Origin of the sequence: Collinsella sp. CM84Y_54 (genome assembly GCF_036317945.1) — a bacterium.
Taxonomy (GTDB): Bacteria; Actinomycetota; Coriobacteriia; order Coriobacteriales; family Coriobacteriaceae; genus Collinsella.
The window spans coordinates 341,924-367,956 of the sequence record NZ_JAWQCX010000001.1; the positions used below are offsets into that span (position 1 = coordinate 341,924).

The following is a 26,033-nucleotide window of genomic DNA, read 5'->3' on the forward strand; positions in this document are numbered from 1 at the left end:
CGTGTATCTCAAGTCCCTCACGCTCAAAGGGTTCAAGTCGTTTGCCGACCGTGCCCATATGTCATTTGAGCCGGGCCTGACCGTCATCGTCGGTCCCAACGGCTCGGGAAAATCGAACATCTCCGACTCGATTCTGTGGGTCCTGGGCGAGCAGAGTGCCAAGCAGCTGCGCGGCCAGGCCATGGAGGACGTCATCTTCTCGGGCTCGTCGGCGCGCAAGCCGGTGGGTGTCGCCGAGGTCACGCTGGTGCTCGATAACTCGGACCATATGCTGCCCGTCGACTTTGACGAGGTCGCCATCACCCGTCGTATGTATCGCTCGGGCGAAAGCGAGTACCTCATCAACTCGAGCCCGTGCCGCCTGATGGACATTCAGGACATCCTGCACGATTCGGGCCTGGGCAAGGATACGCATTCCATCATCAGCCAGGGCAAGCTCGACGCCATTTTGCAGAGCCGCCCCGAGGAGCGCCGCGCCCTGATCGAGGAGGCTGCCGGCATCTCCAAGCACAAGCGCCGCAAGGAACGTGCGCTCAAAAAGATTAAATCGATGGACGAGCACCTGACCCGTGCCCGCGACATCAATAAGGAGATCGCCCGTCAGCTGCGGCCGCTGGAGCGTCAGGTCGATCGCGCGCGCAAGTACAAAGAGCTGTCCTCGCGCGCGAACGAGCTTACGCAGATGCTGGCCGTCGACGAGCTCCGTTCGCTGCAGTCGCAGTGGAACGACCTGGAGAGCCGCTCCAAGGAGGGCGCTGCCGAGCTTGAGCTTGCGCAGTACCGCCTGGGCGAAAAGGAGCGCGAGCTCGAGAAGCTCCAGGTCATGCTCGAGGAAAAGGGCCTTTTTGTGGGCGATCTGGGCGAGCAGCGCCGCCATATGCAAGACGTGGTCGGCCGCATTAACTCCGATATGCGCCTGCTCGAGGAAAAAGGCCACAACATGGTGTCGCGCCTGTCCGACATGCGCGGCCAGATTTCGAGCTCCGAACATCAGCGTCGTCGCGTGGTCGAGGAGCTCGAGGATGCGCGTGCCCAGCTTGAGGAAGTTACCGGTGCGCACATGCAGGCCCAGGATGACGTTGACGCCGCTGCTCCTGCCGCCGCCCAGCTCCACGAGCGTCGCGTTGCGCTCGACAATCAGATTTCGCAGCTTACGCGCGAGCAGCGCGATGTGCAGCGTGCGGCCGATAACGCCGCGCTCGAGCTTGCCAAGGTGAAGGACTCGCTGAGCAACGCCGAGGTCGAGGACAACATGTACGCCTCGCGCCTGGAGCAGATCGACGAGCAGCTCGAGGAGGTCACGGCCTCGCTCGAGAGCCGTCGCGACCGCGCTGAGGAGCTCGAAGGCGCGCTCGATCAGGCTCGCCAAGCCCAGGTCGATGCGCGTGAGGCCACCGAGGTCGCCCGTGCGGCGTTGAAGGACCTGCGTAATCGCGAGAGCGAGGCGCGCAATAAACTGTCCGAGGTTCGCTCTGAGCTCGCGAGCCAAAAGAAGCTCGATGCCCGTATGGCTGACAGCTCGCCGCTGGTGAGCCGTCTGATGGGCGCGTTGGGCGATGATGTCTCGGGTCGTCTGGGCGATGTGCTCGAGGCCCCTCGTGAGCTCGAGGGTCTGGTCGAGCAGCTGCTTGCCGGCGATATCGATGCCCTGCTGTTTGATGACGCCGCCACGCTTGAGCGTGCCGGCCGTGCGGCTCTGGACCAAAAGAAGGCCTCAGGTGAGGCGCTGCTGATGGCGCGCGGCGTGAGCGGCGGTGCTGCTGCTAAGGGCGCTGCCGGTTCGCGTTTGGTCGATCGTCTGTCCGTGCGTTCCGGTTATGGCCCGGTTGTCGAGACCCTGCTTGGCGGCTATTACGTGGTCGATGACTTGGCTGCCGCGCTGGCGGCACCAGTCGTTGACGGTGTGACCTATGTGACTCCCGATGGCGCCCGCGTGAGCTGTGGCGGCCTGGTGCGCGTTGGACTCGATGCCGGCGAGGCCTCGGGTGCCCTGGAGCGCAAGCGTCGTATTCGCGAGTTAGAGGGTCTGGAGCCCGATCTGGCTGCCGTGTTTGAGCATGTGTCGGATCAGGTCGTCGAGGTCAATGCGGCCGTCGAGGAGGCGCGTGCCGCCGAGGGCGATGCCGCCGGCGAGATTGCCCGTCTTGAGGGCGAGCGCCGCTCGCTGCTTTCCGAGATCGGCCGCCTGGAGCAAAGCGCCAACAATGCCGAGGTCGAGCGCGTGCGTATCTCCAAGCGCCGCGAGCAGGCCGCCGAGGCCGTTCGCGCTGCGCGTCCGCGCGTGGATGAACTTACCCGTTCGCGTGACGAAGCTCGTGCGCAGGCGAGCGACTTAGGTCTTCAGATTGCCGAAGCCAACGACGATCTCGACCGCGTGCGTCGCGACGATTCCGAGGCCGCCGGCAAGCTCGCCGACGCTAAGGTGCGCCTGGCTCAGACGAGTGAGCGCCTGCGTTCTCTGAAGGGCCGCGTGCCCGACCTGGAGCATCGCCTGGAGGGCATCGACCGCCGTATCCGCGGAACACGCCAGGCCTCGCGCTCGCTTGAGCTGCTGCGCCTTCGCGTCGATCCCATGCACGAGCGCTATTCTGCCCTGTTGGAGCGCGCCTCGGACTGGGCGGCACGCCTGCGCGATCAGGCAACGCTTGAGGAGGCGGACTCGGCTTCGCTTAAGAAGACCATCGAGGACGCCAAGACCGAGGTCGCCCGCGCCAAAGAGAGGGTCGATGTTGCCGCCACGACGCAAAATGAGTTCAAGGTGGCGCGCGGCAAGCTCGAGGTGCAGGTAGAGGCTGCCATTAAGGCCATCACCGCCGACGGCACCACGGTGCTCGAGGAGGCGCTCATGCTGCCGGCGCCCACCGATCGCGACGCCGCCGAGCGCGAGCTTAACCAACTCGTGCGCCAGATCAACAACCTGGGTCCTGTGAACCAAGTCGCCATGGAGGAGTACGAGCAGCTCAAGCGCCGCGCCGATTACATCGAGGAGCAGCTGGCCGATCTGGAGAGCGCGCGCAAGGCGCTCACCAAGATCACCGTGGCGATCGATCGCAAGATGCGCAAGGCCTTCCTGGTGACCTTTGAGAAGGTCGATGCGAACTTCCGCGAGATCTTCGCCATGCTCTTCCCGGGCGGTCAGGCGCATCTGGAGATGACCGACCCCGAGCATCCGGCCGAGACGGGCATTGAGGTCGTGGCGCAGCCGCGCGGCAAGCGCATCACCAAGATGATGCTCATGTCGGGTGGCGAGAAGAGTCTGACGGCGCTCGCCCTGCTCTTTGCCGTATACCGTACGCGCACGGTGCCGTTCTATGTGCTGGACGAGGTCGAGGCCGCGCTCGACGACGCCAACCTGTCCAAGCTCATCGGTGCTCTCGATGTGCTGCGTTCCGATACGCAGCTCTTGGTAATCTCGCATCAGCGCCGTACTATGGAGGATGCTGACGTTCTCTACGGCGTCTCGATGCAAGCCGACGGCGTCAGTCGCGTCGTCTCGCAAAAACTCGATCGCGAAACCGGAAAGGTCGTGAATGCATAATGGGATTCTTTGACGCACTCTCGCGCGGACTTGAGCGCAGCCGCGAGGCCCTCAACGAGGTCTTCTACTTTGGCGGTGAGGTCGACGAGGATTTTTGGGAGGACCTTGAGGACACCCTCGTTATGGGTGACATGGGTGCCGAGGTCGCCATTCAGGTCTCCGATGACCTGCGCGACGCCGCTGCCAAGAAGAACCTCAAGACCGCCCCGCAGCTTCGCCGCGCCCTGGCCGAGCAGCTCGAGGGCCATTTTGTGCCTGTTGAGCGCGACCCGTTTTCCGATACGCCGAGCTGCGTGCTGTTTGTCGGTATCAACGGCGCCGGCAAGACCACCACGGTCGGCAAGATTGCGAGCGCCATGGCCGCCCGCGGCAAGAACGTGGTCATCGGTTCGGCCGACACCTTCCGCGCCGCCGCTATCGAGCAGCTCGATGTGTGGGGTCAGCGTGCCGGCGTACCGGTTATCAAGCGTGACCGCGGTTCCGATCCGGCGAGCGTGTGCTATGACGTGCTCGACGAGGCCGATAAGCGCGGCAGCGACCTGGTGCTCATTGATACCGCCGGTCGTCTGCACACGAGCCCCGAGCTCATGCGCGAGCTCGCCAAGGTGGTCAATGTGACTCGTAAGCGCGCCGCCAATATGGCCGCCGGTCCCATGCCGGTCTCGGTCGTGCTTGTGATCGATGCCGCCACTGGTCAGAACGGTCTGAACCAGGCGCTCGAGTTTAACGAGGCGCTGGGCCTGGACGGTATTATCATGACTAAGCTCGACGGCACGGCTAAGGGCGGTATCGCCATGGCCGTGGCCGAGAAGCTCAAGCTCCCGATCCTGCGCATCGGCGTGGGCGAGCAGGTCGATGACCTGCAGGAGTTTAACGCCAAAGATTTCTGCCGCGCCCTGGTGGGCGAGTCCAACTAAGGAGTAACCAGTGTTTGATTCCCTGAGCGATCGCCTCAACGACACATTTGACCGCCTGCGCGGTAAGGGTAAGCTGACCGAGGCCGATATTACCTCGGCCATGCGCGATATTCGTATGGCGTTACTCGAGGCCGACGTTAACTTTAAGGTCGTCAAGGAGTTCGTTGCCAAGACCAAGGAGCGCTGCATGACCGCCGAGGTCATGGAGTCGCTGTCGCCGGCGCAAAACGTCGTCAAGATCGTGCTCGACGAGCTCACCGAGATGCTTGGCTCAACCGAGAGCAAGCTCGTCTTTAGCAACCGCATTCCCAATGTCATCATGCTCGTGGGCCTGCAGGGCTCCGGTAAGACTACGGCGGCCGTAAAGCTGGCCTACCTGCTCAAGAAGCAGGGCCGCTCGCCGCTGCTCGCCGCGTGCGACGTCTACCGTCCCGCCGCTGCCGACCAGTTGGCCACGCTCGGTGGCGAGATCGGCGTGCCGGTCTTCCGCGGCGACGGTGCGCATCCGGTCGACATCGCCAAGGGCGCCATCCAGGAGGCCGTCGACCACCTGCGCGACGTGGTCATCGTCGATACCGCCGGTCGCCTTCAGATCGACGAGCAGATGATGCAGGAGGCCGTCGACATCAAGAAGGCCGTCAAGCCCGATCAGGTGCTGATGGTCGTCGATGCCATGACCGGCCAGGATATCGTCAACGTCGTCTCGACCTTCGCCGATCGCACCGACTTTGACGGTGTGATTATCTCCAAGCTCGACGGTGACGCCCGTGGCGGTGGCGCACTTTCGGTGCGTCAGGTGACTGGCAAGCCCATCAAGTTTGTGAGCATGGGTGAGAAGCCCGATTCGCTGGAGCCGTTCTATCCCGATCGCATGGCCAAGCGCATTTTGGGCATGGGCGACGTCGTCGGCATCATCGAGAAGGCCCAGGAGGCAGCCGATGCAGAGCAGCTCGAGGCTGCCGAGCGTATGCTGCGCGAGGGCTTTACCATGAACGATATGCTCGACCAGATGAAAGCCGTCAAGAAGATGGGCGGCATGAAGGGCATTCTGGGTATGCTCCCCGGTGGCCAGCGCGCCCTCAACCAGATGGGCGGCAACCTGGACGAGGGCATCTTCGACAAGAATGAGGCCATCATCATGTCGATGACCAAGGAGGAGCGCCTTCGCCCCTCCATTATCAACGGCCAGCGTCGCGCCCGTATCGCCAGGGGCGCCGGCGTAACCCCCACCGAGGTCAACAGCCTTATGAAGCAGTGGGGCGAGATGAACAAGATGATGGGCCGCATGCGCACGATGGCCAATCAAGCGCAGGCCGGCGGCAAGAAGGGCAAAAAGGGTAAGAAGGGCAAGAAGATGCGCATGCCCAATATCCCTGGCCTGGACGCTATGGGTCTGGGCGGTATGGGCGGCCTGGGCACGGGCGGTCCCAAGTCCGATATGGAGCTGCTGCGCCAGATGGAAGCGCAGATGCGCAATAAGAAATAGGGCTGTAATTCCAGCTTGATATGGCAAAGGCCACTCGGAAGCTACCGGGTGGCCTTTGTTGTTGGCTTTGATTGTTGGGTTGAGTTCGGCGTCGCGCCCCGAGCTCGCGGTGTCGTGCCGTTAGTGGCAGCTGCAGCCCTCGTGGCCCTCGTGCTCGTGATGGTCGTGGCAGCTGCAGGACTCGCCGTGTTCGTGGGCGTGGTCGTGGTCATGGCCGTGGCAGCCGCACGTGGCCTCGCCGTTCTGTGCGAGCGTGCCGGCGATAAGGGCCTCGACGCAAGCGTCGCTGTTGCCCTGGGCACCTGCGTATACCGTGATGCCGGCTTGGGCAAGCGCGTTGATAGCGCCACCGCCGATGCCGCCGCAGATGAGCGCGTCCACGCCACCGTTGGCGAGCAGGCCCGCAAGGGCACCGTGGCCGGTGCCGCCGGTGCCCACGACCTGTTCGTTGAGCACCTTGCCGTCCTGAATGTCGTAGATCTTGAACTGCTCGCTGCGGCCAAAGTGCATAAAGATGTTGCCGTTGTCGTACGTGGTTGCCACCCTCATGGTGTCGACCTCCTTTGCTGGCCATGCGGCCGTCGTTGTGGTGATGGGGGAGTACACGATATTGCCGCCTTTGATGATGAGCGCTCGTCCGTTGACCAGCGCATTTGCTACCTTGCGATGCGCACGGCTGCAGATTGCCGCCACCGTGGCGCGCGCGATGCCCATCTGCTGTGCGACTGCCTCTTGGTTAAGGCCTTCCAGGTCGCACAGGCGCAGCACCTCGAGTTCGTCGATCGTCATGTCGATGGCGTCTCCGCTCGCCAGGCCATCGGGGGTAAAGCCGCGGTATTCGGGGATGATCCCGACGCGGCGCAGTTTCTCGCGTCTTCCTGCCATGCACCCTCCTTATCTGACATATGTCAACAATAGAATAACGAAACTGTAGATTTGCGCAAGGAATTTCTGGCATATGTCAGAATATGAGGGCTTATGTTTGGGCTGTGGGGCCGCGTGCGCCTGGGCTACAATGAATCTCGCTTATAGGCGACTGACAGGAGGGTCAATGAGCAAGGCTGATCAGCAGTTTGTAGCTATGTGCCGCGACATCTTGGACCATGGCACCACGACCGAGGGCCAAAAGGTCCGCCCGGTGTGGGAGGACGGCACCCCTGCCTATACCATTAAAAACTTTGGAGTTACGGCACGCTACGACCTGCGCGAGGAGTTCCCCGCGCTCACCCTGCGTCGCACGGCGCTTAAGTCTGCGATGGATGAGATCCTGTGGATCTATCAGAAGAAGTCCAATAACGTGCATGACCTCAACAGCCATATTTGGGATGAGTGGGCCGACGAGACCGGCTCTATCGGCAAAGCCTACGGCTACCAGATTGGGCAGAAGAGCCATTATGCCGAGGGTGACTTTGATCAGATGGACCGCGTGCTGTACGACCTCAAGCACACGCCGTACAGCCGCCGCATTATGACGAACACCTATGTGTTTAGCGACCTGTCCGAGATGCACCTGTATCCGTGCGCCTACAGCGTGACGTATAACGTGACGCAGCGCCCGCAGGACGACAAGCCGACGCTCAACATGATTCTCAACCAGCGTAGCCAGGATATTTTGGCCGCGAACAACTGGAATGTGTGCCAGTACGCCATTTTGCTGATGATGGTTGCGCAGTCGGTCGATATGATCGCTGGCGAGCTGCTGCACGTGATTGCCGATGCCCACATTTACGACCGTCATGTCGATATCATCCGCGAACTTATCGAGCGTCCGCAGTTTGCCGCGCCCAAGGTAACGCTCAACCCCGATGTGCATGACTTCTATGCGTTTACGACCGATGACCTGATCGTCGAGGGCTATGAGCACGGCCCGCAGGTCAAGAACATCCCCATCGCGGTGTAGGTGACGCGCATGACGTGTAAGCTTTCTGCCATTGTCGCCGTGTGCGATGACTGGGGTATTGGGTGCGAGGGCGACATGGTGGTGTCCAATCGCGCCGACATGCGCCATTTTGTGGCGTGCACCAAAGGTTGCCCGGTCATTATGGGGCGCAAGACGCTGCTGAGTTTTCCCGGTGGGCGTCCGCTCAGGAATCGCCGCAACATTGTGCTCACGCGCGACGAGGGCTTTGCCCCCGAGGGCGTTGACGTGGTGCATGGCATTGACGAAGCGCTCGCCGCGGTTGCCGATGAACCCGTTGCGTGGGTGATCGGTGGCGGCGATGTCTATCGGCAGTTTTTGCCGTATTGCGCGGAGGCCGAGGTTACGCATGACCACTGCGTGCATGACGTGGATACGTACTTTCCCGATCTGGATGCCGATCCCGCGTGGGAGATTGCGCGGCGTGGCGGTGTTGCCACGATTGCCGCGGGCGAGGGTGACGAGGGTCTCGATTATGAGTTCGTGACGTATCGTCGCGTTGAGGCGTAAACCCGATTATCCCTTCGGTATTATCGGGTTGGAATGAGTGGCGGGGCAGCGCATGGCGTTGCCCCGATATTTGTATAGGTGCTGCAAAGAAAGGTGCGGGCAGGCTGCTATGACTGATGCCGTTGAGGTGCTGCGAATCGATTCGCTCGAGGACGAGCGGCTTGATGCCTACGTGCGACTGACCGAGCGTGAGCTGCGCTGCGTGCTGGAGCCGCAAAAGGGCATCTTTATCGCCGAGAGTGCCAAGGTTATCGAGCGCGCAGTGCGTGCCGGATACGAGCCGGTGAGCTTTCTTTTGGGCGAACGCTGGCTCGACCAGATGATGCCGCTGTTTGAGCGCCTGGCGGTACGCGAAGGTGCGGGCCCGGTTCCCGTGTTCGTGGCCTCGATGGAGCTTATGGAGCAGCTGACGGGCTTTAACGTGACGCGCGGTGCGCTCGCGGCGTTCCGTCGCCCGCGTCAGATTCCGGTAGCCGAGTTCTTGGGTGGCGTCGTCGAGGCGGCGGGGGAGCGCCCGGTGCGCGTGTGCGTGCTCGAGGGCATTGTCGACCACACCAACGTCGGCGCGATTTTCCGCTCGGCGGCTGCGCTCAATGTCGACGGTATTTTGGTCAGTCCGACGTGCTGCGATCCGCTGTACCGTCGCTCGGCCCGCGTGAGCATGGGCACGGTGTTCCAGGTGCCCTGGACACGCATTGGCAGCGAGGCGCGCGTATGGCCGCATGATGGGCTGGCGGCGCTGCACGATGCCGGCTTTTCGTGTGCCGCGATGGCGTTGACGGATGATTCGGTGTCGTTGGACGATCCCGCGCTGCAGGAGATTGACCGCCTGGCAATCTTTATGGGCACCGAGGGTGCTGGCTTAGGCGCCAAGACCATTGCTGGCTGCGACCGAGCCGTGCGCATTCCGATGGCGCACGGGGTCGATTCGCTTAACGTGGCCGCGGCAAGTGCTGTCGCCTTTTGGCAGCTGTGCCCGCATGTGAGCAACGAGTACCACTACCAGCCGGGGCTGTATCACTAAACAGATATTTCGCACCGGGCTGTGGTTCGGGGCGTTTCGGCCGACGCTGGTCGGTGCTAAGCTGGTGTCGGCTTTGGTCTTAAATTGCCGTTTTGTTGTATGACGTACGCTAGTGGGGAGGGCGTGTGGCTAAGAAATCTACGGCTATCGATGTAACGCAGGGTGTCATTTGGCAGCAGCTGCTGTCGCTGTGCGTTCCCATCTTCTTTAGTTCGTTCTTTCAGCAGGCATACACGCTTATCGGTACCTATATCGTCGGTCAGTTTGGCGGCAAGCTCGCGCTGGGTGGCATTCAGGCCACGATGGTGCTCACCGAGCTCTGCATTGGCTTTTGCGTTGGCGTCGGTGCCGGCTGCGCGGTCATTACGGGCCAGTTTTTTGGCCAGCACGATGACGAGCGCCTGAGCCGATCGGTCCATACGGCCATGACGCTCGCGCTGGTGGGCGGAATCGTTTTCTCGATTCTTGGCATAGTGTTCGTTGAGCCCATGCTGGTGCTTATGAATACGCCGCATGAACTATTGGCCGAGGGCGTGGCCTATGCCCGTTGCTATTTTGCCGCCATGGTTGCGGCGCTGCTGCTCAATATGGGAACGGCATTGCTGCGCGCCGTGGGCGACACGCGCGGGCCCGCTGTGATCATCGCTTCCGGCTGCCTTGTTAATGCGGTGCTGGATGTCATCTTCGTTGCCGTACTTCATATGGAGGCTCTGGGCTGCGGCATCGCGGTGGCGCTGACCATTTGCTCCAATGCCACGATGATCGTGATTCGTATGATGCACGCACCGGGTGCGTGGCGGCTTTCACTGTCCAAACTCGGCATTGATCCTGGTATTTGTAAGAGCATGATTTCGTGTGGTCTGCCGCTTGGCTTTCAGTCTGCTGCGTATTCGATTTCCAACGTTTTGATTCAGGTGTCGGTCAACTCGTTTGGTGCCGATGTCACCACGGCTTGGGGTCTTTCGGGCCGCCTGGATGGCATTGTCTGGATGGTTACCGAGGCGCTTGGCGTGTCGATTACCACGTTCTCGGCACAGAACTTTGGCGCGCGCAACTACGAGCGCATGCGAAAGGGCTACCATACGTCGCTCGTGCTGTCGTTTATGCTCATTGGTGGCCTGTCTGCCGTGCTGCTGGTGTTCTCGGGTCCGTTGTCGCGCCTGTTTGTCGACGATGCTTCGATTTCGGCGTACACCACGACCATCCTCCATTTCATTGCGCCGTTCTATGCGATTTTCTCGATTATCGAGAACGCCTCGGGTTCCATCCGCGGCGCCGGCGTGAGCTTGCAGCCCATGCTGCTCACGATTTTTGGCACCGTCGTGCTCAGGGTGATCTGGGTGTTTGCGATTATGCCGTTCGATCCGTCGCTTGAGCACCTGCTGCTGGTCTACCCCGTAACCTGGCTCATCACCGCCATAATGTTCACCATCTACCACCACAGCGGCAACTGGCTCGGCCGCGCCACTGCCTAGCCATTGGGGACGTCCGCAATGGCTAGTATTCGATGCCTTGGCGGGCTAGGAGGCCTTCGTCGAAGTAGTGTTTGACGGGGCGCATTTCGGTTACTAGGTCGGCAAGGTCGGCGAGGGGCAGCAAGCCACGGCCGGTGAGCACGAGCTCCGTGGTGGCGGGCTTCATTGCGATTAACGCTTCGACATCTTCGCGCGTCACAAAGCCCCGTCGCATGGCTTCTCCCAGCTCATCCAAGATCAGCACGTCGACCTGGCTAATCTGCTCGCGCGCCAGCTCCATGATCTGTGCGGCACAGGCTTCGGGCGTGTCGCGGTCGGCTTGTACGATGCGTAGCCCCAATCGAGGTGCTGCGTCATGTTCGGCACAGTGCAGCTTCTTGGCAAACTGAAGCATGAGCACGTTAAGTCCATAGCCCGTGGCGCGCAGCGCGAGGCCCAGCGCAGCCGTCGTCTTGCCCTTGCCGTCGCCCGTATAGATTTGAACCTTGCCGACTTCCAGTGATGCCATCTCTGTCCTTTCGTGCCCGGCGTCGGTTTATCGCCGTCCGGGTTGGGTATTCTAGAAAACATTATCAACCCCAGTAGATGGAGTTCAAGCAGATGGAGATGGATGACCACAAACGTAGACGGAATATGATCCTCTACGTGCTCATCGCCTTCGTCGTCTACCTCGTGCTCTCGACCGTACTGTTCCCCAACATCGGTCACACGCAGCAGATTACGAAGACCGATTACTCGACGTTTGTCAAAGCGCTCGATAAGAAGAGTGTCGACAAGGTCGAGTACAACACGGACGATTACACGATTTATTACACCAAGAAGGGCGAGGACGAGAACATCGCCTACAAGACGACCGGTGTGCCGAATGACGCGGGCTTTACCGATCGCGTGCTTGAATCTGGCGCCTCGCTTGAGTCGGTCGTTCCCGATAAGAACTCGGGTCTGATGACCTACTACCTGCTCACCCTCATTCTTCCCATAGCCATCTTCTTCCTGATCGGCTGGTGGCTCAACCGCCGCATGAAGAAGGCCATGGGCGATGACGGTCCGTCGATGAACTTTGGCGGCGGTGGTTTTGGCGGCGGCGGACTGGGTAAGTCCGGCGCGCGCGTGATCGCCTCCAAGGACGTGGGCGTGACCTTTAAGGATGTCGCCGGCCAGGAAGAGGCCAAGGAGTCCCTCAAGGAGGTCGTCGACTTTCTGGAGAAGCCGCAGCGCTACGAGGAAATCGGCGCCAAGCTGCCGCGCGGTGCTCTTCTTGTCGGCCCTCCGGGTACCGGTAAGACCCTGCTTGCCAAGGCCGTTGCCGGCGAGGCGGGCGTGCCGTTCTTTAGTATTTCGGGTTCTGAGTTTGTTGAGATGTTCGTCGGCCGCGGCGCCGCCAAGGTGCGCGATCTGTTTAAGCAGGCCAAGGAAAAGGCCCCGTGTATCGTGTTCATCGACGAGATCGATACCATCGGCAAGAAGCGCGATGGCGGTGGCTTTAGCGGCAACGATGAGCGTGAGCAGACGCTCAACCAGTTGCTGACCGAGATGGACGGCTTCGATAACCACAAGGGTATTGTCGTTCTCGCTGCTACCAACCGTCCCGACAGCCTTGATCCGGCCCTGTTGCGCCCCGGTCGTTTTGACCGCCGCATCCCCGTCGAGTTGCCCGATCTGACCGGCCGTAAGAACATCCTCGAGCTCCACGCCAAGAGTGTGAAGACCGAGCCGCCGATCGATCTGACCGCGATTGCCCGCGCCACGCCCGGTGCCTCGGGCGCCGACCTGGCCAATATCATCAACGAGGGCGCCCTGCGTGCTGTCCGCGAGGGCCGCAAGCGCGCCACGCAGGACGATTTTGAGGAGTCGGTGGAGGTCGTCATCGCGGGTCAGCAGCGTAAGTCCACGGTGCTGTCCGACCACGAGAAGCAGGTCGTTTCCTACCACGAGATCGGCCATGCCATCGTCGCTGCCCGCCAAAAGGGTTCCGCGCCGGTTACCAAGATCACCATCGTGCCGCGCACGAGCGGTGCTCTTGGCTATACCATGCAGGTCGAGGAGGACGAGCGCTTCCTGACGACACGCCAGGAGGTCTTGGACAAGCTTGCCGTCTACTGCGGTGGTCGCGCGGCCGAGGAACTCATCTTTGGCGAGATGACGACCGGTGCCGCCAACGATATCGAACAGGCCACCAAGCTCGCCCGCAACATGGTGACGCGCTTTGGTATGTCCGACGAGTTTGGCATGATGGCGCTCGGTACCGTGCAGAATGCGTACCTCAACCAGGACACGTCGCTCACCTGCGCTCCCGGTACGGCCGAGCGCGTGGACGCGATTGTCGCCAAGCTGATCGAGGATGCGCACGACCGCGCTCTGCAGATCCTGAAGGAGAACAAGTTCAAGCTCCACGAGCTGGCTCGTTACCTGTACAAGAAGGAGACGATCACGGGCGAGGAGTTTATGAATCTCCTCACGCGCGAGAATCCGCTGATGCCAAAGCAGCAGTAAGGCTGGTTGCACATTGTTGAACGCCCCATTTGAGTCTCTATCTCAAATGGGGCGTTTTACGTGGGAGGGATATGTATGAAGATCGTGGTGAGCGCCTGCTTGATGGGCGAGAGCTGCAAGTATAACGGGCTCGACAATTGCCTTCGCGAACTGGTCGAGGCCTGCGAGCGTACGGGGACCGAGGTCCTCTTGGTGTGTCCTGAGGTCTTTGGGGGTCTTCCCACGCCGCGCAAGCCGTCCGAGATTGTGAACGGCGAGGTTCGTACCTGCGAGGGCGCCTCGGTCGATCGTGAGTTTCGCCTGGGTGCCCAACGTGCGCTCGATATGTGTGAGCAGGCGGGCGGACCGGAAGAGATAGTCGCGTGCATCCTTCAGGACCGCAGCCCCTCGTGCGGTGCGGGTCACATCTACGACGGCACCTTTAGCGGTACGCTCACCGCGGGTAACGGTGTTTTCGTCGACCTGCTGCTGCGTCACGGGTACCGCGTGATTCCGGCCAGCGAATTTGACCCCAGTATGTTGGAATAGCAAATGAAAGGGGGAGGCCATCGAGTAGATGGTCGCCCCCTTTACTGGCAAGCTAAACTATTTCAACAGATGTTCAATGGCGTTTGCCCAGATAAAACCTGCCAAAATAAACCTGTCCCTTTTTGGTAGGTTAGGCGAGAAGGGTGTGGCCGTAGGCGTCGGCGGCCTTGATGGCGGCGGCGAATTTTTCGTCGGTGAAGGGCTCGGGGTTTCCCTGCTTCCACTCGTTGGTGGCGTGGGCAAACTCACACAGCGCCGGAATGTCGGCCTCGGTAAGGCCGACCTGCTCAAGCGTCACGGGCAGCCCCATCTGCTTGTTAAAGGTGGCGTAGCGCTCAAGGTTCTCGGTGTCGCCCGTGTAGGCGAACAACACGAGCACGCCCAGGCTCACGACCTCGCCGTGCAGGTAGGTGCCCTCACGCGGAATGCTGCAGGTGGCATTGTAGAACGCGTGCGCCACGCTCGAGTTGTAGTAGTAATCGTTCTGGTTGGTCAGGTTCGAGACATAGCCCGTGTTGACCACGATATCGAGCGCGATCTGCTTGACGGCCTCGCTCGACAGGTCCTGGCGCACGTCCTCAAGACCCTGGACGCCATAGGTAAACAGCGGCTCGGAGCAGGTGTGGGCGAGTGCCAGGCCAAGACCGGCGGTGTGCTCCAAATCACCGGCGCTCGTGGCGTACTCGACCTCGGGCTGCTTAGAGAGGGCATCGCCTACGCCGGCCCAGAAGTACTCTGCCGGTGCCTCGGCGATGATCTTGGGGTTGATGAAGATGTGCGCCGGTCGGTTGGGGTACGAATAGCCCTCGAGCGAGCCGTCGTCGTTGTACACGACGGCAATGGCGGTCGCAGCGGAGCAGTTGGAGCAAATCGTCGGCACCGTAAAGACGATCTTCTTGAGCTCGATGGCTGCGGTCTTCACGGTGTCGAGCGCCTTGCCGCCGCCGCATGCGATAAGCACGTCAGCTTCCTGGCAGGCAGGGGTATTCACGACCTTGGCGATATTGGCACGCGTACTGTTGGTGCCGTAGACGCGCGTCTCGAGAATTTCGACGTCGGTACCCGCCAGCGCAGCTTCGATACCGGGAAGTGCTGCGGCCAGTGCCCGCTTGCCACCGATGATCGCGACCTTCTTCGCGCCGTACTCGGCCAGCGCGCCGGGCAGCTCGTCAAAGCAATCCTCGCCAACGGTGTAGTCGCTCATTCCAATCGTGCGCATAGCAACCTTCTTTCGTTCGATAAAGTGCTTTCAGGTATTTTGCTCCAAGAGAAGGTCCACAGCCGCGAGAAATTTCGAACGTATAAAACCAGTGTTGAGGGTTTTTCGCCGGCGCGGAACGTGCTAGCATACTCCGCATAAGCGTTGATGGGGACGAGTAGTCGGCCGTCCGCATGCTACAGAGAGCGGGAAGCGCTGAGAACCCGTGCATGCGACCGATGAAAATCACCCCGGAGCTGCGGTCCCAACGGACGTGCCGCGCAGGTTCGTCTTAGTAGACATCGCCGAGATGGTCGTCGATACAGACCAGCCGAGTAACGGATGCGAGCGCGCGGCGACGCGAGCGAGGGCATCTAAGCTGGGTGGTTAAGCGAAGAGCTTTTACGGGCAGACTGCCCGTTTTGTGGCGCTTCGTCCCAGCTTGTAGGGACGGGCGCTTTTTTGGTGCCCAGAGGGCGTGCGCGCCCATGACAAGAAAGGGGTACCGTGGCAAACGAGTACAAGCAGACGATGAATCTGCCCAAAACCGGATTTCCCATGCGTGCCGGTCTTTCCAAGTCCGAGCCCAAGCGACTTAAGGACTGGCAGGACAACAAGGTCTACGAGCAAGTTCTAAAGAAGAACGCGGGTCACAAGAAGTTCGTGCTGCACGACGGCCCTCCGTACGCCAACGGCCCGATCCACATCGGCCACGCCATGAACAAGATCTCTAAGGACATGATCAACCGTTACTGGATGATGCAGGGCTGCGAAGTTCCCTATGTCCCCGGTTGGGACTGCCACGGTCAGCCGATTGAGCATAAGGTCGAGGAGAAGCTCGGCACCGAGAAGTTCAACCAGACTTCCACTGCCAAGATTCGCGAGCTGTGCAACAAGTTCGCTGTCGAGAACATCGAGCTGCAGAAGGCCGGCTTCCGTCGCCTGGGCGTGCTCGGCGATTGGGACAACCCGTATCTGACGCTCTATCACCAGCATGACGCCGCCGACATCGAGGTCTTCAAGGCCATGTTCGACAAGGGCATGATCTATCGCGGTCACAAGCCCGTCCACTGGTGCAAGCACTGCCACACCGCGCTCGCCGAGGCCGAGATTGAGTACTCCGACGAGACGAGCCCCTCCATCTTCGTGCGCTTCGAGATGACCTCCAAGCCCGCCGGTCTCGAGAACTTCGACGGCCCGGTCGACTTCATCATCTGGACGACCACGCCGTGGACCATCCCCTCCGACCAGGCAGTTTCCCTCAAGCCCGGTGCCGCCTACGTCGCCGTTGAGCACGACGGCCGCGCCGAGGTCATGCTCGAGGACCTGGCTCCCAAGTGCTGCGAGGAGTTTGGCTGGGAGTACACCCCGGTTATGGTCGACGGCAAGCCCTATGTGGTTCCCGCCGAGACCTTCCACCACATTCACTACAAGCAGCCGATCTTTGACGGTGTCGAGGGCGTGGCACTGCTGGCCGATTACGTCGGTGTCGATGACGGTACCGGTATCGTCCACAACTCGCCCGGCCACGGCGTCGACGACTACTTTGCCTGCCTCAAGGAGGGCATCACCGACATCTGCATGCCGGTCGATGACGACGGCAAGTTCTATACCGGCGAGGAGTTTGGCACCGGTGGCCCCTTCAGCGGTATGGATACCGACGAGGCCAACCCGCACATCATCGAGTTCCTGCGCGAGCGCGGCACCCTGGTCCTCGAGAAGAAGATCACGCACAGCTATCCGCACTGCTGGCGCTGCAAGCACCCGGTGCTCTTCCGTGCTACCGACCAGTGGTTTGTCTCGATGGACAAGACCGGTTTGCGCGAGCAGGCTGGCAAAGAGGTCCGCGAGAACGTCAAGTGGTATCCGGCTCACGCCGCCAACCGCATCGGCGCCATGGTCGAGCAGCGTCCCGACTGGTGCATCAGCCGTCAGCGCAACTGGGGCGTGCCCATCCCCAGCTACACTTGCGCCGACTGCGGCGAGAAGGTCATGAACGACGCCACGCTCGACGCCGTCATCAAGCTCTTCCACGAGAAGGGCTCCGACGCCTGGTTCACCGACGCTCCCGAGAGCTACCTAGGCGAGGCCTGCGTCTGCCCCAAGTGCGGCGGCCATCACCTCAAGGCCGATAAGGACATCCTCGACGTGTGGTGGGATTCTGGCGTGTCTTGGAAGGCCGTCTGTGAGTACCGTCCCGAGCTGGAGTATCCGGCGGATGTGTATCTCGAGGGCTCCGACCAGCACCGCGGTTGGTTCCAGAGCTCGCTGCTTACCTCGGTGGGTGCCAACGGTCACGCTCCGTACAAGGCAGTCGTCTCGCAGGGCTTCACGCTTGACGGCCAGGGCCGCAAGATGTCCAAGTCGCTCGGCAACGTCATCGACCCCAACAAGGTCTGCGACGAGATGGGCGCCGACATCATCCGCCTGTGGGTTGCCTCCGTCGACACCAGCTCCGACGTGTCCATCGACCACGAGATCCTTGCCCGTACGTCCGATGCCTACCGTCGTTTCCGCAACACGCTGCGCTTCCTGCTCTCCGAGCTCGAGGGCCAGTTTGAGCCCGAGACCGACGGCGTCGCCTTTGCCGACCTGCTGCCGCTCGACAAGCTCATGGTTGCCCGCCTGACCCAGGTTCAGGCCGAGGTCGACGATGCCTACGCCAGCTACGAGTTCCCGCGCGCCTACCGTGCGCTCTACGACTTCGTGGTTACCGAGCTCTCCAACGTGTACCTCGACGCCCTGAAGGACCGTCTGTACTGCGAGAAGCCCGGCTCGCTCGAGCGTCGCAGCGCCCAGACCGTGCTGGCCGAGCTCTTCTCGATGCTCATGCGCGACCTGCAGCCGATCCTGTCCTATACGGTCGACGAGGCCATGGCCTATGCGCCCGCCGGCTGCGTCGATCACCAGAAGTACGCCGCGCTGCTCGATTGGTACAAGTCGCCTATCACGGTCGACGAGGCCAATGAGTTTGAGGGCGTGCTCGAGGCTTCGCTCGAGCTCCGTAGCGCCGTGACCAAGGCCCTTGAGGATGCTCGCTCCGCCGGCACTTTCACTAAGAGCCAGCAGGTCCGCGTCAAGGCGGTCGTTCCCGCCGAGATGTACGCGCTGCTGACCGGTGACAAGGCTGTCGATCTGGCCGAGTTCTACATCGTCTCCGATGTTGAGCTGACCCAGGGCGAGGAGCTTTCCGTTGCTATCGAGGCTGCCGATGGCGAGTGCTGCGACCGTTGCTGGAACTACCGCACCACCGTCGGCGAGTACAACGGCCATGCGCATATCTGCAAGCGCTGCGCGGAGGCGCTGTAGGTTACGGCGTTCGTAGAACGCCGTAACCTACCGACGCTGCAAACGCCCCTAAGCGGCAATCTGACTTTCAATCGTCGGTCGCGTACCAAAGTACGCTTCCCTCCTTTTTCACGTCACCTTGCTCGCTTAGGGACGTTTTCGCTGTTGGCGACGGTAATGCGGCGTTTCTATGGACCTAGTCGTTGGGGACGTTCTTAAACGACTAGTCAAACAAGAACGTCCCCAACGACTACCTGTGTCATATTCAAGCGGCATTCTGTTTTTCGGAATGTCGCTTTCGTTTTATGCTGATTATTTCGCTAGCGTTGGTGGATATGTCGTGCGCCCTGCGTGTGACAATATAAGATGATTAATTGCGTTAAACGGAATTCGATTGTTTTGAGGGTAGGGGATTTCTTTGGGTCGTGGTGCGGATATGACGCCGCCTTTGCGTTGGCGGTTAGGTGTTGCTGGTGGGGTAGCGCTTGTTGTGCTGCTTGTTGACCAGCTGACCAAGCTTGCGGTTCGTGCCGTGGGCGATGCCCTGCATATGACCGTTATCCCCGGTGTGATTGACTTTCTGTTTGTTCGCAATATCGGAGCCGCCTTTAGTATGGGCGAGGGCCATGGCGTTGCGTTCGCCGTGCTGGCGCTTGCGGTCATTGTCGCCATTGCCGTGTACTTGCTGCGTGCGCCTCAGCTTGCTCGTCTTGAGGTTGTGGGCATGGCCATGGTCGCGGGCGGTGCTGTCGGCAACGCGATTGATCGCCTGGCCATGGGCTTTGTGACTGATTTTATTGCCGCTACCTTCATTGATTTCCCCGTCTTTAACGTGGCCGATATTGGCATTACGGTCGGTGTCGTGCTGGCTCTTATCGGTTACATGTTCTTGAGTCCCGCCGCTCGCGAGGTCGATGCGACCGCCGAGCTCAACGCCCGTGACGAGGCCCGCGCCAAACGCAAAGCCAAGCAGCGTGGGGAGCGTGCCCGCAAGATTCGCGAAAGGAATGAGCGTTAATGGCCGACATCCATATTCTTGTTGCCGACGATTCCACTGGTCAGCGTCTTGACGCCTATCTGGGCGCCAACGATGGCTGCCCCACGCGCTCTGCCTGCGCGCACTTGATCGAGGGCGGCGCCGTTGCCGTCAACGGCGAGACCTGCCTGTCAAAAAAGTATGCCGTGCGCTCCGGTGACCGCATCTCGGTCGACCTTCCCGAGCCGCACGATCCGACTGACGTGATTCCCGAAGCCATCCCGCTCGACATTCGCTATGAGGACGATTATCTCATTGTACTCTCCAAGCAGCGCGGCCTGGTGTGCCATCCTGCGCATGGTCATGAGAGCGGTACGCTCGCGAATGCCCTGGTCTATCACTGCGGTATCGACCATCTGGGCACCGTGCAGGGCGAGGACCGCCCCGGTATTGTGCATCGCCTGGATCGCGATACCTCGGGTCTCATGCTTGCGGCAAAGGACGACGACACCCAGCGCGCGCTCCAAAATCTCATCCGCACGCGTACGCTCGACCGTCGCTATATCACACTTGTTCACGGGCACATCGCCATGGACGAGGGCACCATCAACACCGGTATTGCCCGATCGACACGCGACCGCGTGAAGATGGCGGTTTCCGATGACCCCTTTGCGCGCCAGGCCATCACGACCTTCAAGGTGCTTGAACGCTTTGATTCCACGCGTTTCGACGACGGCTACACGCTTGTCGAGTGCCACCTGTTTACCGGTCGCACGCATCAGATTCGCGTGCATATGCGCCATATCAACCACGCCTGCGTGGGCGATCCGCTCTACGGTAAGTGCGATGCGCGCGCCGATCAGGGTCTGACCAGGCAATTCCTTCATTCCTGGCGCGTCGCATTCGACCATCCCGCGACGGGGGAGCGCATTGAGTGCCGTGACGAACTGCCGTGGGACCTTGCGGCGGTTCTGGACGATCTGGCCCCGCGTTCGCTCGGCCGCACTGCCGCCGGCGACGAAATCGTCCCGCAGCTCGGTCTGCTCGAAGCCTAGCCAGTATTAGGTGGTTTCTTGAACTCGGTAAGCCTGCGGTAAGATATACGATTGTTTACGTAACGCGTTGCTGGGAGCCTGCATGCTCGCCTTTTTACAAACCAACACACCCATCGTGATCTTCAACCAGATTGTCGTCACGCTGCTCACGGTCTGCTTTCTATACCAGGTGGTCTTCTTTGTCATTGGCGCTCTTCGTGGCGAGGTCGCGCCTCCCAAGGCCAAAAAACTCCACCGCTATGCCTTCTTTATTGCTGCGCATAACGAGGAGGCCGTGATCGCCAACCTCGTTCGCTCCATCAAGGATCAGGACTATCCGTCCGAGCTCATCGAGGTCTTTGTCGTTGCCGACGCCTGCACCGACAACACCGCGCAGCTCGCGCGCGAGGCGGGCGCCATCGTTTATGAGCGCAACGACCTGGCCCGCAAGGGTAAGAGCTGGGTCATGGACTTTGGCTTCGACCGCATCCTTAACGAGTATCCCGACACGTTTGAGGGCTACTTTATATTCGATGCCGACAACGTTATCTCCCGTGATTACGTATCCAAGATGAACGATGCTTTTGACCAGGGCTTTCATGTGGTCACGAGCTATCGTAACTCCAAGAACTTCGGCAGCTCGTGGATCTCGGCGGCTAATGCTACGTGGTATCTGCGCGAGGCGCGCTTTCTCAACAACGCGCGCAACATCTGCAAGACGTCTTGCGCCGTCTCAGGTTCGGGCTACCTCATCTCCGCCAGTGTTATCGAGGGCATGCACGGTTGGCAGTTCCACACGCTGACTGAGGACATTCAGTTCACCACGTTCTGCGCCATCCACGGCATTCGCATTGGCTATGCACCGGCGGAGTTCTTTGACGAACAGCCCGTGACGTTTAAGGCGTCCTGGAAACAGCGTATGCGCTGGACTAAGGGCTTCTACCAGGTATTCTTTACCTACGGTAAGCACTTGGTCAAATCGACCTTTCGTTACCATCGCTTTGCCGCCTATGACATGTTCATGACGATTGCGCCCGGCATGCTGCTATCGTTGATCTCGATGCTCGCCAATGCGACGTTCCTCATCGTGGGCGGTCTTTCGCATGGCTTTTTGGCTACCGAGGTTGAGATGCAGGCGTGCGCCGCTTCGCTCATTTTGACCTTCGCCATGATGTATCAGACGTTCTTTATCCTGGCACTGCTCACGACCATCTTTGAGTACAAGCATATTCACTGCGCGCAAAAGTGGCGTCTGGTGACTAACCTGTTTACCTTCCCGATCTTTATGTTCAGTTATATCCCCATTACGGTGGCTGCTCTGTTCTTGAAGGTTGACTGGGTGCCGACGCAGCACGCCGTGAGTGTTACCCTCGACGAGGTCATGCAAGGCGCCAAATAACCATGATCAAAACCATCACAAAGGGGACAGGCACCTTTGTGATGGTTTTTGCGTTTGAGCTGCTGCCCAAGGAGGTGTTCGATGTTCTATATCCCGTTTTGGATTTGCATCTTTGCCGGCGCTGCGATTGATGCCCGTGAGCGACGGTTTCCCAATCAGCTTGCCGGCGCGTGCGCCGTGGCTGCGCTTGCAGGCGTTTGGCTCGACAGGGGCGTTAACACAGCCCTTGACCACGCTGGTCTTGCGGTTATCGTCTACCTTGCCCTTGTGCTTACTGAGTCGCTCTGGCGTCGTGTTCGCCACGCCCCTGGCATCGGCATGGGGGACGCCAAGGCGCTCTTTGCCCTTTGCACCCTCGATCCCCTGGGTGGTGTCGTCGCGTTTGCGGTTGCGCTCCTGACCCTTGCCGCCGCTTGTCTCATTGCAAAATCGCGCTCCCTGCCTTTGCTGCCGTTTTTGGTGCCTATATTTGCCATAATCGAGGTCGTGGGTAGTACGCTGTAATCGTTTGCGCGCCCTTTTTAAGGAGCATGCCATGGCAATCAATCAACAGACAGCCGCCATCAAGGCGCGTATGGATCGCATTCCCGCGGCGTTGTCGCCCGAGCTGGTCGAGCGTATCGCTGCCGATCGCGCCTCGGGCGTCGTTAATCCCTATCGATGTGGTGACGACCAGGTCATCCGCCGTGTCAATCGAGCCGCAGACGAGGGTACGCTCATGCGTCCGGCTTTTATGCGCGATATCGAAAAGATTCTGCATCTGCCCGCATACACCCGTTATGCAGGTAAAACGCAGGTCTTCAGTTTTCGCAGCAACGACGACCTGTCGCGCCGCGGCCTGCACGTGCAGCTTGTCTCGCGCATCGCTCGCGATATCGGACGTGCCCTGGGGCTCAACTGTGACCTGATCGAGGCGATTGGTTTAGGCCACGACTTGGGCCACACGCCCTTTGGCCATGCCGGCGAGCGCTTTCTCAACGATATCTATCACTTGCGTACCGGTCGTTATTTTTTCCATAACGTGCAGTCGGTCCGCGTGCTTGACGCGCTGTACGGCCGCAACGTGTCGCTCCAGACGCTCGACGGCGTACTGTGCCACAACGGCGAGTACGAGCAACGCGTGTTTGAGCTTTCGGACACGGGTTCCTTTGACCAGTTCGACCGAACCGTCGAGGAATGCATTGCCGCGGGCTATAGCGCGATTGAGCATCTGCGTCCCATGACACTCGAGGGCTGCGTGGTTCGCATCTCGGATATCCTCGCCTACGTTGGGCGCGATCGCCAAGACGCCATTGCGGCGGGCCTGCTGTCGCCCGACGCCTTTGACGATGGCCTGGGCGGTGCATACAACAGCTGGATCCTCACGCACGCCTCCATCGATATTGTCGAGCACAGCTATGGCAAGCCGCGCATCGAGATGAGCGAGGGCTTGTTTGAGGAAATCCGCCGCGCTAAGCGCGAGAACTACGAGAAGATCTATAGCAAGGGCGGCATCGAAGGTGACTCCGAAGCGGAGTTACGCGAGGCCTTTGAAAAGCTCTACGACCGTTGCCTGCAGGATATAAACGAAGGCGACGAGTCCTCTTACATCTTTAAGCACCACATCTCTCGCATTGAGCAGCAGCTTTCCTACTACGATCGCACCTATGCCTGGCAGGGCGATAAAGATCAGGCGGTCGTGGATTATATTGCGAGTATGACGGACGGTTATTTCTGCGAGCTCACGAGCAAGCTGTTCCCGGGATTGAAGTTTCCGCACCGTACCTATATTAACGAACGGTAGTTCGTATATTTTCGGTATACTGTTGGTGGAAAACGTTTTCGATTTATGCACGGGATGGCTATGGACGACCTTTTTTCTGCTTCGACGCGTGAGCGCTCCTTTCAGAATGCGCCGCTTGCGGTGCGCATGCGCCCCAATTCGCTCGACGAGTATGTGGGCCAGCAAAAGGCCGTCGGCAAGGGCTCGTGGTTGCGTGCCGCAATTGAGCACGACGTGCTGTCGAGTGTGATTCTGTACGGGCCGGCCGGTACGGGTAAGACGACGCTTGCCCACATTATCGCCAACCATACCAAGAGTGAGTTTGTCGAGGTCAGCGCCGTGACGGGCACCGTGAAGGACTTGCGCCGCGTGATTGACGAGGCCAAGACACGTCTGAATACGTACGACCGCCGCACCATTCTTTTTATCGATGAGATTCACCGCTTTTCCAAGTCGCAGCAGGATGCCCTGCTGCATGCAGTTGAGAACCGTACCGTCATTATGATTGGCGCTACGACGGAGAATCCGTACTTCGAGGTCAACTCGGCGTTGCTCTCGCGCGGTCGCGTCGTGGAACTTGAGCATCTTAAAGACGAGGATATCGCCACGCTGATCGAGCGTGCGCTCGAGGCGCCGCAGGGCCTGAACGGCAAGTTCTCGGCCGATGAGGATACGGTTAAGACCATCTGCACGCTGGCAGCGGGTGACGCTCGCTCGGCGCTCACGACGCTCGAGCTTGCGAGCGAGATTGCCGTTACGCGTCCCGATACTGAGGGAACGCCATCGCCGGCGGCGGGGGAGCGCTACCCCATTACCGTAGATGACGTAAAGATTGCCAATCCACGTCGTGGCTTTTCGTATGACAAAAACGGTGACATGCACTACGACGTCATCAGTGCGTTTATTAAGTCTATACGCGGTAGTGACCCCGATGCCACGATCTATTGGCTCGCGCGCATGATCGATGCGGGGGAGGATCCAAAGTTTATCGCTCGCCGCATTATGATTCAGGCTTCTGAGGACGTCGGCAACGCCGACCCGCAGGCGCTTTTGGTGGCGCATGCCGCGTTTAAGTCTGCCGAGGTCATTGGGTATCCCGAGTGCCGCATTAACCTGGCTCAGGCTGCGCTCTATGTGTGCCTGGCGCCTAAATCCAACGCGTGCGAGTCTTCCATTGATGCGGCGTTGGCTGATATTCATTCAAGTGGGCTTCGCGAGGTGCCGAGTTATCTGCGCGATCGTCATCGCCCGGGCAGCGACGAGTACGGCGTGTATAAGTATCCGCATGATTATCCCGAAGGCTGGGTCGATCAGCGTTATTTGCCCGAGGGGCTTGAGCACGGCGCGTTTTGGCAGCCTGCAGGCCGCGGCTGGGAAGAGTGGCGTGTAGAGCAAAGCGAGCGCGACCGTAGCGGCAATGCGCCCAAGTAGGTCGTTGCCATCTCGCGCATTCCCTTTGGGTATCTTTCCCCTTCTTTGGGGTACCATGAACAGCGTCTGTATTTCAATTCCTTCGGGAGGCTTGCATGAGTCCCATTCAAATCGCCCTGCTTCTGCTCGCCGTTGCCGGCGTGTGGGCTGTTATCGAGCTCGCGCTCACGCTGCGCAAGACTCGCAACGTCGTTGATTCGCTCGACAAGACCGTAAGCGATCTCAATAACACCATCGCCGAGACTCAGCCCGTGGTGGCAAAGCTCGATGGCGCCGTCGATGAGCTCACCCCCGCGCTGGCGCAGGTTGAGCCGCTCCTCAAGTCGAGCAAGACCGCCGTCGACGCACTTACCTCCAATCTCGTAGAGGTCGAAGCCGTGGTTCGCGACATTTCCGAGGTTACGGGCAGCATGGCCGAGGCTAGCAATGCTGTGTCGAGCGTGACCGATTCTGCGGCCGGTGCCGTTCAGAAACTCTTTAACAAGGTAAAGGTTCCCGCGGCCGACGCCGAGCACAAGCTTTCCGCTGCCGCCGAAGCCGAGCAGCCGACCGAGCGCGTCCTGATTGGCGAAGCCGGGGACGATGTCGCTGCTGGTGACGATGATGCACAGAAGCCTGCTGCTAAAGCAGCCCAGTATTACACCTACACGTCCGCCGAGACCTCCGAGGAGTCCTGCGATGAGTAGCGAAGCAACTTGCCCCATCACGCTGACTGTTGCCGGGGATCCGCGTCTGGCTCGCCTTGTGCGTATGACGGCGGCTAATGTCGGTGCACTGTGCTCCATGTCCGTCGATCGCATCGAGGACATCCGTATGGCTGCCGAGGAGGCCTTCATCTTTGGCTGCACGGCCGTTGATTCCGACGACATCTCGATCAAATTCGATGTCGACGAGTCTCACGTTGGCATGACCTTTACCTTTGGCGATCAGGCGACTGTGGACGAGGACGACCAGGCTGCTGTGTATGCCGAGCTCATTTTGGCGAGCGTGTGCGATTCCTACGAAAAGACTGCGGCGCCCCTGACGCTTTCCCTCGACCTCAAGGCGGATATCTAA

Annotated in this window: 21 protein-coding genes; 18 read left to right on the forward strand and 3 right to left on the reverse strand. The window is 60.3% G+C overall.

Annotated elements, in window-relative coordinates; all coding sequences use genetic code 11:
• Position 1: 1 nt before the first annotated feature.
• The 3 genes from smc to ffh are packed head-to-tail and all read left to right on the forward strand — an operon-like array spanning position 2 to position 5,941.
• Positions 2 to 3,538: a chromosome segregation protein SMC gene (smc, locus tag V2391_RS01545; RefSeq protein ID WP_329737973.1), complete on the forward strand. Its 3,537-nt coding sequence runs from the start codon at positions 2 to 4 to the stop codon at positions 3,536 to 3,538.
• On the forward strand, positions 3,538 to 4,455 hold the full coding sequence (gene ftsY, locus V2391_RS01550; protein ID WP_117564147.1) for a signal recognition particle-docking protein FtsY: 918 nt from the start codon (positions 3,538 to 3,540) through the stop codon (positions 4,453 to 4,455). Before smc ends, ftsY begins: the two co-directional genes overlap by 1 nt.
• A gap of 10 nt (positions 4,456 to 4,465) precedes the next feature.
• Positions 4,466 to 5,941, forward strand: a complete 1,476-nt coding sequence (gene ffh, locus V2391_RS01555; protein ID WP_138374833.1) for a signal recognition particle protein — start codon at positions 4,466 to 4,468, stop codon at positions 5,939 to 5,941.
• Positions 5,942 to 6,061: 120 nt separating this feature from the next.
• On the opposite strand, the gene V2391_RS01560 is transcribed toward ffh, so the two are convergent.
• A complete protein-coding gene (locus V2391_RS01560) occupies positions 6,062 to 6,826 on the reverse strand; it encodes a DUF134 domain-containing protein (protein ID WP_138374834.1) in 765 nt (254 codons plus the stop codon).
• Positions 6,827 to 6,992: 166 nt separating this feature from the next.
• Between V2391_RS01560 and thyA the strand changes: the two genes are divergently transcribed.
• The 4 genes from thyA to V2391_RS01580 all read left to right on the forward strand — a co-directional run bounded on the left by thyA (position 6,993) and on the right by V2391_RS01580 (position 10,868).
• On the forward strand, positions 6,993 to 7,841 hold the full coding sequence (thyA, locus tag V2391_RS01565; protein WP_138374835.1) for a thymidylate synthase: 849 nt from the start codon (positions 6,993 to 6,995) through the stop codon (positions 7,839 to 7,841).
• Between the two features lie 9 nt (positions 7,842 to 7,850).
• Positions 7,851 to 8,369 carry a dihydrofolate reductase gene (locus V2391_RS01570; protein WP_250787085.1) on the forward strand — a complete coding sequence of 173 codons (519 nt, stop codon included), beginning with the start codon at positions 7,851 to 7,853 and terminating at the stop codon, positions 8,367 to 8,369.
• 109 nt (positions 8,370 to 8,478) lie between these two features.
• Complete coding sequence (locus V2391_RS01575; protein WP_152068073.1) at positions 8,479 to 9,393, forward strand: TrmH family RNA methyltransferase; 915 nt, start codon at positions 8,479 to 8,481, stop codon at positions 9,391 to 9,393.
• Between the two features lie 125 nt (positions 9,394 to 9,518).
• Positions 9,519 to 10,868, forward strand: coding sequence for an MATE family efflux transporter (locus V2391_RS01580; protein ID WP_329737974.1), 1,350 nt, complete (start codon positions 9,519 to 9,521; stop codon positions 10,866 to 10,868).
• A 22-nt stretch (positions 10,869 to 10,890) separates the two neighbouring features.
• Here V2391_RS01580 and V2391_RS01585 read toward each other — a convergent pair whose 3' ends face one another.
• Entirely contained in the window at positions 10,891 to 11,376 is a 486-nt protein-coding gene (locus tag V2391_RS01585; protein ID WP_250787087.1) for a cob(I)yrinic acid a,c-diamide adenosyltransferase, read from the reverse strand.
• Positions 11,377 to 11,468: 92 nt separating this feature from the next.
• Between V2391_RS01585 and ftsH the strand changes: the two genes are divergently transcribed.
• Both ftsH and V2391_RS01595 read left to right on the forward strand, forming a co-directional pair.
• The gene (ftsH, locus tag V2391_RS01590) at positions 11,469 to 13,361 is read left to right on the forward strand and encodes an ATP-dependent zinc metalloprotease FtsH (RefSeq protein ID WP_195245805.1); all 1,893 of its coding nucleotides are present in this window, start codon (positions 11,469 to 11,471) and stop codon (positions 13,359 to 13,361) included.
• 75 nt (positions 13,362 to 13,436) lie between these two features.
• Positions 13,437 to 13,889: a DUF523 domain-containing protein gene (locus V2391_RS01595; RefSeq protein WP_250787088.1), complete on the forward strand. Its 453-nt coding sequence runs from the start codon at positions 13,437 to 13,439 to the stop codon at positions 13,887 to 13,889.
• A gap of 130 nt (positions 13,890 to 14,019) precedes the next feature.
• Here the strand turns inward: V2391_RS01595 and V2391_RS01600 are convergent, their stop codons facing one another.
• Positions 14,020 to 15,108, reverse strand: a complete 1,089-nt coding sequence (locus V2391_RS01600; protein WP_250787089.1) for an iron-containing alcohol dehydrogenase family protein — start codon at positions 15,106 to 15,108, stop codon at positions 14,020 to 14,022.
• 510 nt (positions 15,109 to 15,618) lie between these two features.
• Here V2391_RS01600 and ileS point away from each other — a divergent pair.
• From ileS to V2391_RS01645, 9 genes are all read left to right on the forward strand, one after another.
• The gene (gene ileS, locus V2391_RS01605) at positions 15,619 to 18,396 is read left to right on the forward strand and encodes an isoleucine--tRNA ligase (protein ID WP_442877997.1); all 2,778 of its coding nucleotides are present in this window, start codon (positions 15,619 to 15,621) and stop codon (positions 18,394 to 18,396) included.
• Between the two features lie 469 nt (positions 18,397 to 18,865).
• Positions 18,866 to 19,393: a signal peptidase II gene (lspA, locus tag V2391_RS01610; protein WP_233504748.1), complete on the forward strand. Its 528-nt coding sequence runs from the start codon at positions 18,866 to 18,868 to the stop codon at positions 19,391 to 19,393.
• On the forward strand, positions 19,393 to 20,406 hold the full coding sequence (locus tag V2391_RS01615) for an RluA family pseudouridine synthase (RefSeq protein WP_329737976.1): 1,014 nt from the start codon (positions 19,393 to 19,395) through the stop codon (positions 20,404 to 20,406). Before lspA ends, V2391_RS01615 begins: the two co-directional genes overlap by 1 nt.
• 82 nt (positions 20,407 to 20,488) lie before the next feature.
• Positions 20,489 to 21,784, forward strand: a complete 1,296-nt coding sequence (locus tag V2391_RS01620; protein ID WP_329737977.1) for a glycosyltransferase family 2 protein — start codon at positions 20,489 to 20,491, stop codon at positions 21,782 to 21,784.
• An 81-nt stretch (positions 21,785 to 21,865) separates the two neighbouring features.
• A complete protein-coding gene (locus tag V2391_RS01625; RefSeq protein WP_329737978.1) occupies positions 21,866 to 22,288 on the forward strand; it encodes a prepilin peptidase in 423 nt (140 codons plus the stop codon).
• 31 nt (positions 22,289 to 22,319) lie between these two features.
• Positions 22,320 to 23,567, forward strand: a complete 1,248-nt coding sequence (locus tag V2391_RS01630; RefSeq protein WP_329737979.1) for a deoxyguanosinetriphosphate triphosphohydrolase family protein — start codon at positions 22,320 to 22,322, stop codon at positions 23,565 to 23,567.
• 60 nt (positions 23,568 to 23,627) lie between these two features.
• Positions 23,628 to 24,977, forward strand: coding sequence for a replication-associated recombination protein A (locus tag V2391_RS01635; protein ID WP_329737980.1), 1,350 nt, complete (start codon positions 23,628 to 23,630; stop codon positions 24,975 to 24,977).
• A 95-nt stretch (positions 24,978 to 25,072) separates the two neighbouring features.
• The gene (locus V2391_RS01640; protein ID WP_329737981.1) at positions 25,073 to 25,663 is read left to right on the forward strand and encodes a hypothetical protein; all 591 of its coding nucleotides are present in this window, start codon (positions 25,073 to 25,075) and stop codon (positions 25,661 to 25,663) included.
• Positions 25,656 to 26,033: a hypothetical protein gene (locus V2391_RS01645; protein ID WP_022094590.1), complete on the forward strand. Its 378-nt coding sequence runs from the start codon at positions 25,656 to 25,658 to the stop codon at positions 26,031 to 26,033. The genes V2391_RS01640 and V2391_RS01645 overlap by 8 nt, the downstream gene beginning before the upstream one ends.

Excerpts from the sequence above, each read along its gene's own strand:
- ftsY (WP_117564147.1), top strand. The coding sequence starts at position 3,538 with ATGGGATTCTTTGACGCACTCTCGCGCGGACTTGAGCGCAGCCGCGAG.
- V2391_RS01560 (WP_138374834.1), bottom strand. The coding sequence starts at position 6,826 with ATGGCAGGAAGACGCGAGAAACTGCGCCGCGTCGGGATCATCCCCGAA.
- thyA (WP_138374835.1), top strand. The coding sequence starts at position 6,993 with ATGAGCAAGGCTGATCAGCAGTTTGTAGCTATGTGCCGCGACATCTTG.
- V2391_RS01570 (WP_250787085.1), top strand. The coding sequence starts at position 7,851 with ATGACGTGTAAGCTTTCTGCCATTGTCGCCGTGTGCGATGACTGGGGT.
- V2391_RS01575 (WP_152068073.1), top strand. The coding sequence starts at position 8,479 with ATGACTGATGCCGTTGAGGTGCTGCGAATCGATTCGCTCGAGGACGAG.
- V2391_RS01585 (WP_250787087.1), bottom strand. The coding sequence starts at position 11,376 with ATGGCATCACTGGAAGTCGGCAAGGTTCAAATCTATACGGGCGACGGC.
- ftsH (WP_195245805.1), top strand. The coding sequence starts at position 11,469 with ATGGAGATGGATGACCACAAACGTAGACGGAATATGATCCTCTACGTG.
- V2391_RS01595 (WP_250787088.1), top strand. The coding sequence starts at position 13,437 with ATGAAGATCGTGGTGAGCGCCTGCTTGATGGGCGAGAGCTGCAAGTAT.
- V2391_RS01600 (WP_250787089.1), bottom strand. The coding sequence starts at position 15,108 with ATGCGCACGATTGGAATGAGCGACTACACCGTTGGCGAGGATTGCTTT.
- ileS (WP_442877997.1), top strand. The coding sequence starts at position 15,619 with ATGAATCTGCCCAAAACCGGATTTCCCATGCGTGCCGGTCTTTCCAAG.
- V2391_RS01615 (WP_329737976.1), top strand. The coding sequence starts at position 19,393 with ATGGCCGACATCCATATTCTTGTTGCCGACGATTCCACTGGTCAGCGT.
- V2391_RS01620 (WP_329737977.1), top strand. The coding sequence starts at position 20,489 with ATGCTCGCCTTTTTACAAACCAACACACCCATCGTGATCTTCAACCAG.
- V2391_RS01625 (WP_329737978.1), top strand. The coding sequence starts at position 21,866 with ATGTTCTATATCCCGTTTTGGATTTGCATCTTTGCCGGCGCTGCGATT.
- V2391_RS01630 (WP_329737979.1), top strand. The coding sequence starts at position 22,320 with ATGGCAATCAATCAACAGACAGCCGCCATCAAGGCGCGTATGGATCGC.
- V2391_RS01635 (WP_329737980.1), top strand. The coding sequence starts at position 23,628 with ATGGACGACCTTTTTTCTGCTTCGACGCGTGAGCGCTCCTTTCAGAAT.
- V2391_RS01640 (WP_329737981.1), top strand. The coding sequence starts at position 25,073 with ATGAGTCCCATTCAAATCGCCCTGCTTCTGCTCGCCGTTGCCGGCGTG.
- V2391_RS01645 (WP_022094590.1), top strand. The coding sequence starts at position 25,656 with ATGAGTAGCGAAGCAACTTGCCCCATCACGCTGACTGTTGCCGGGGAT.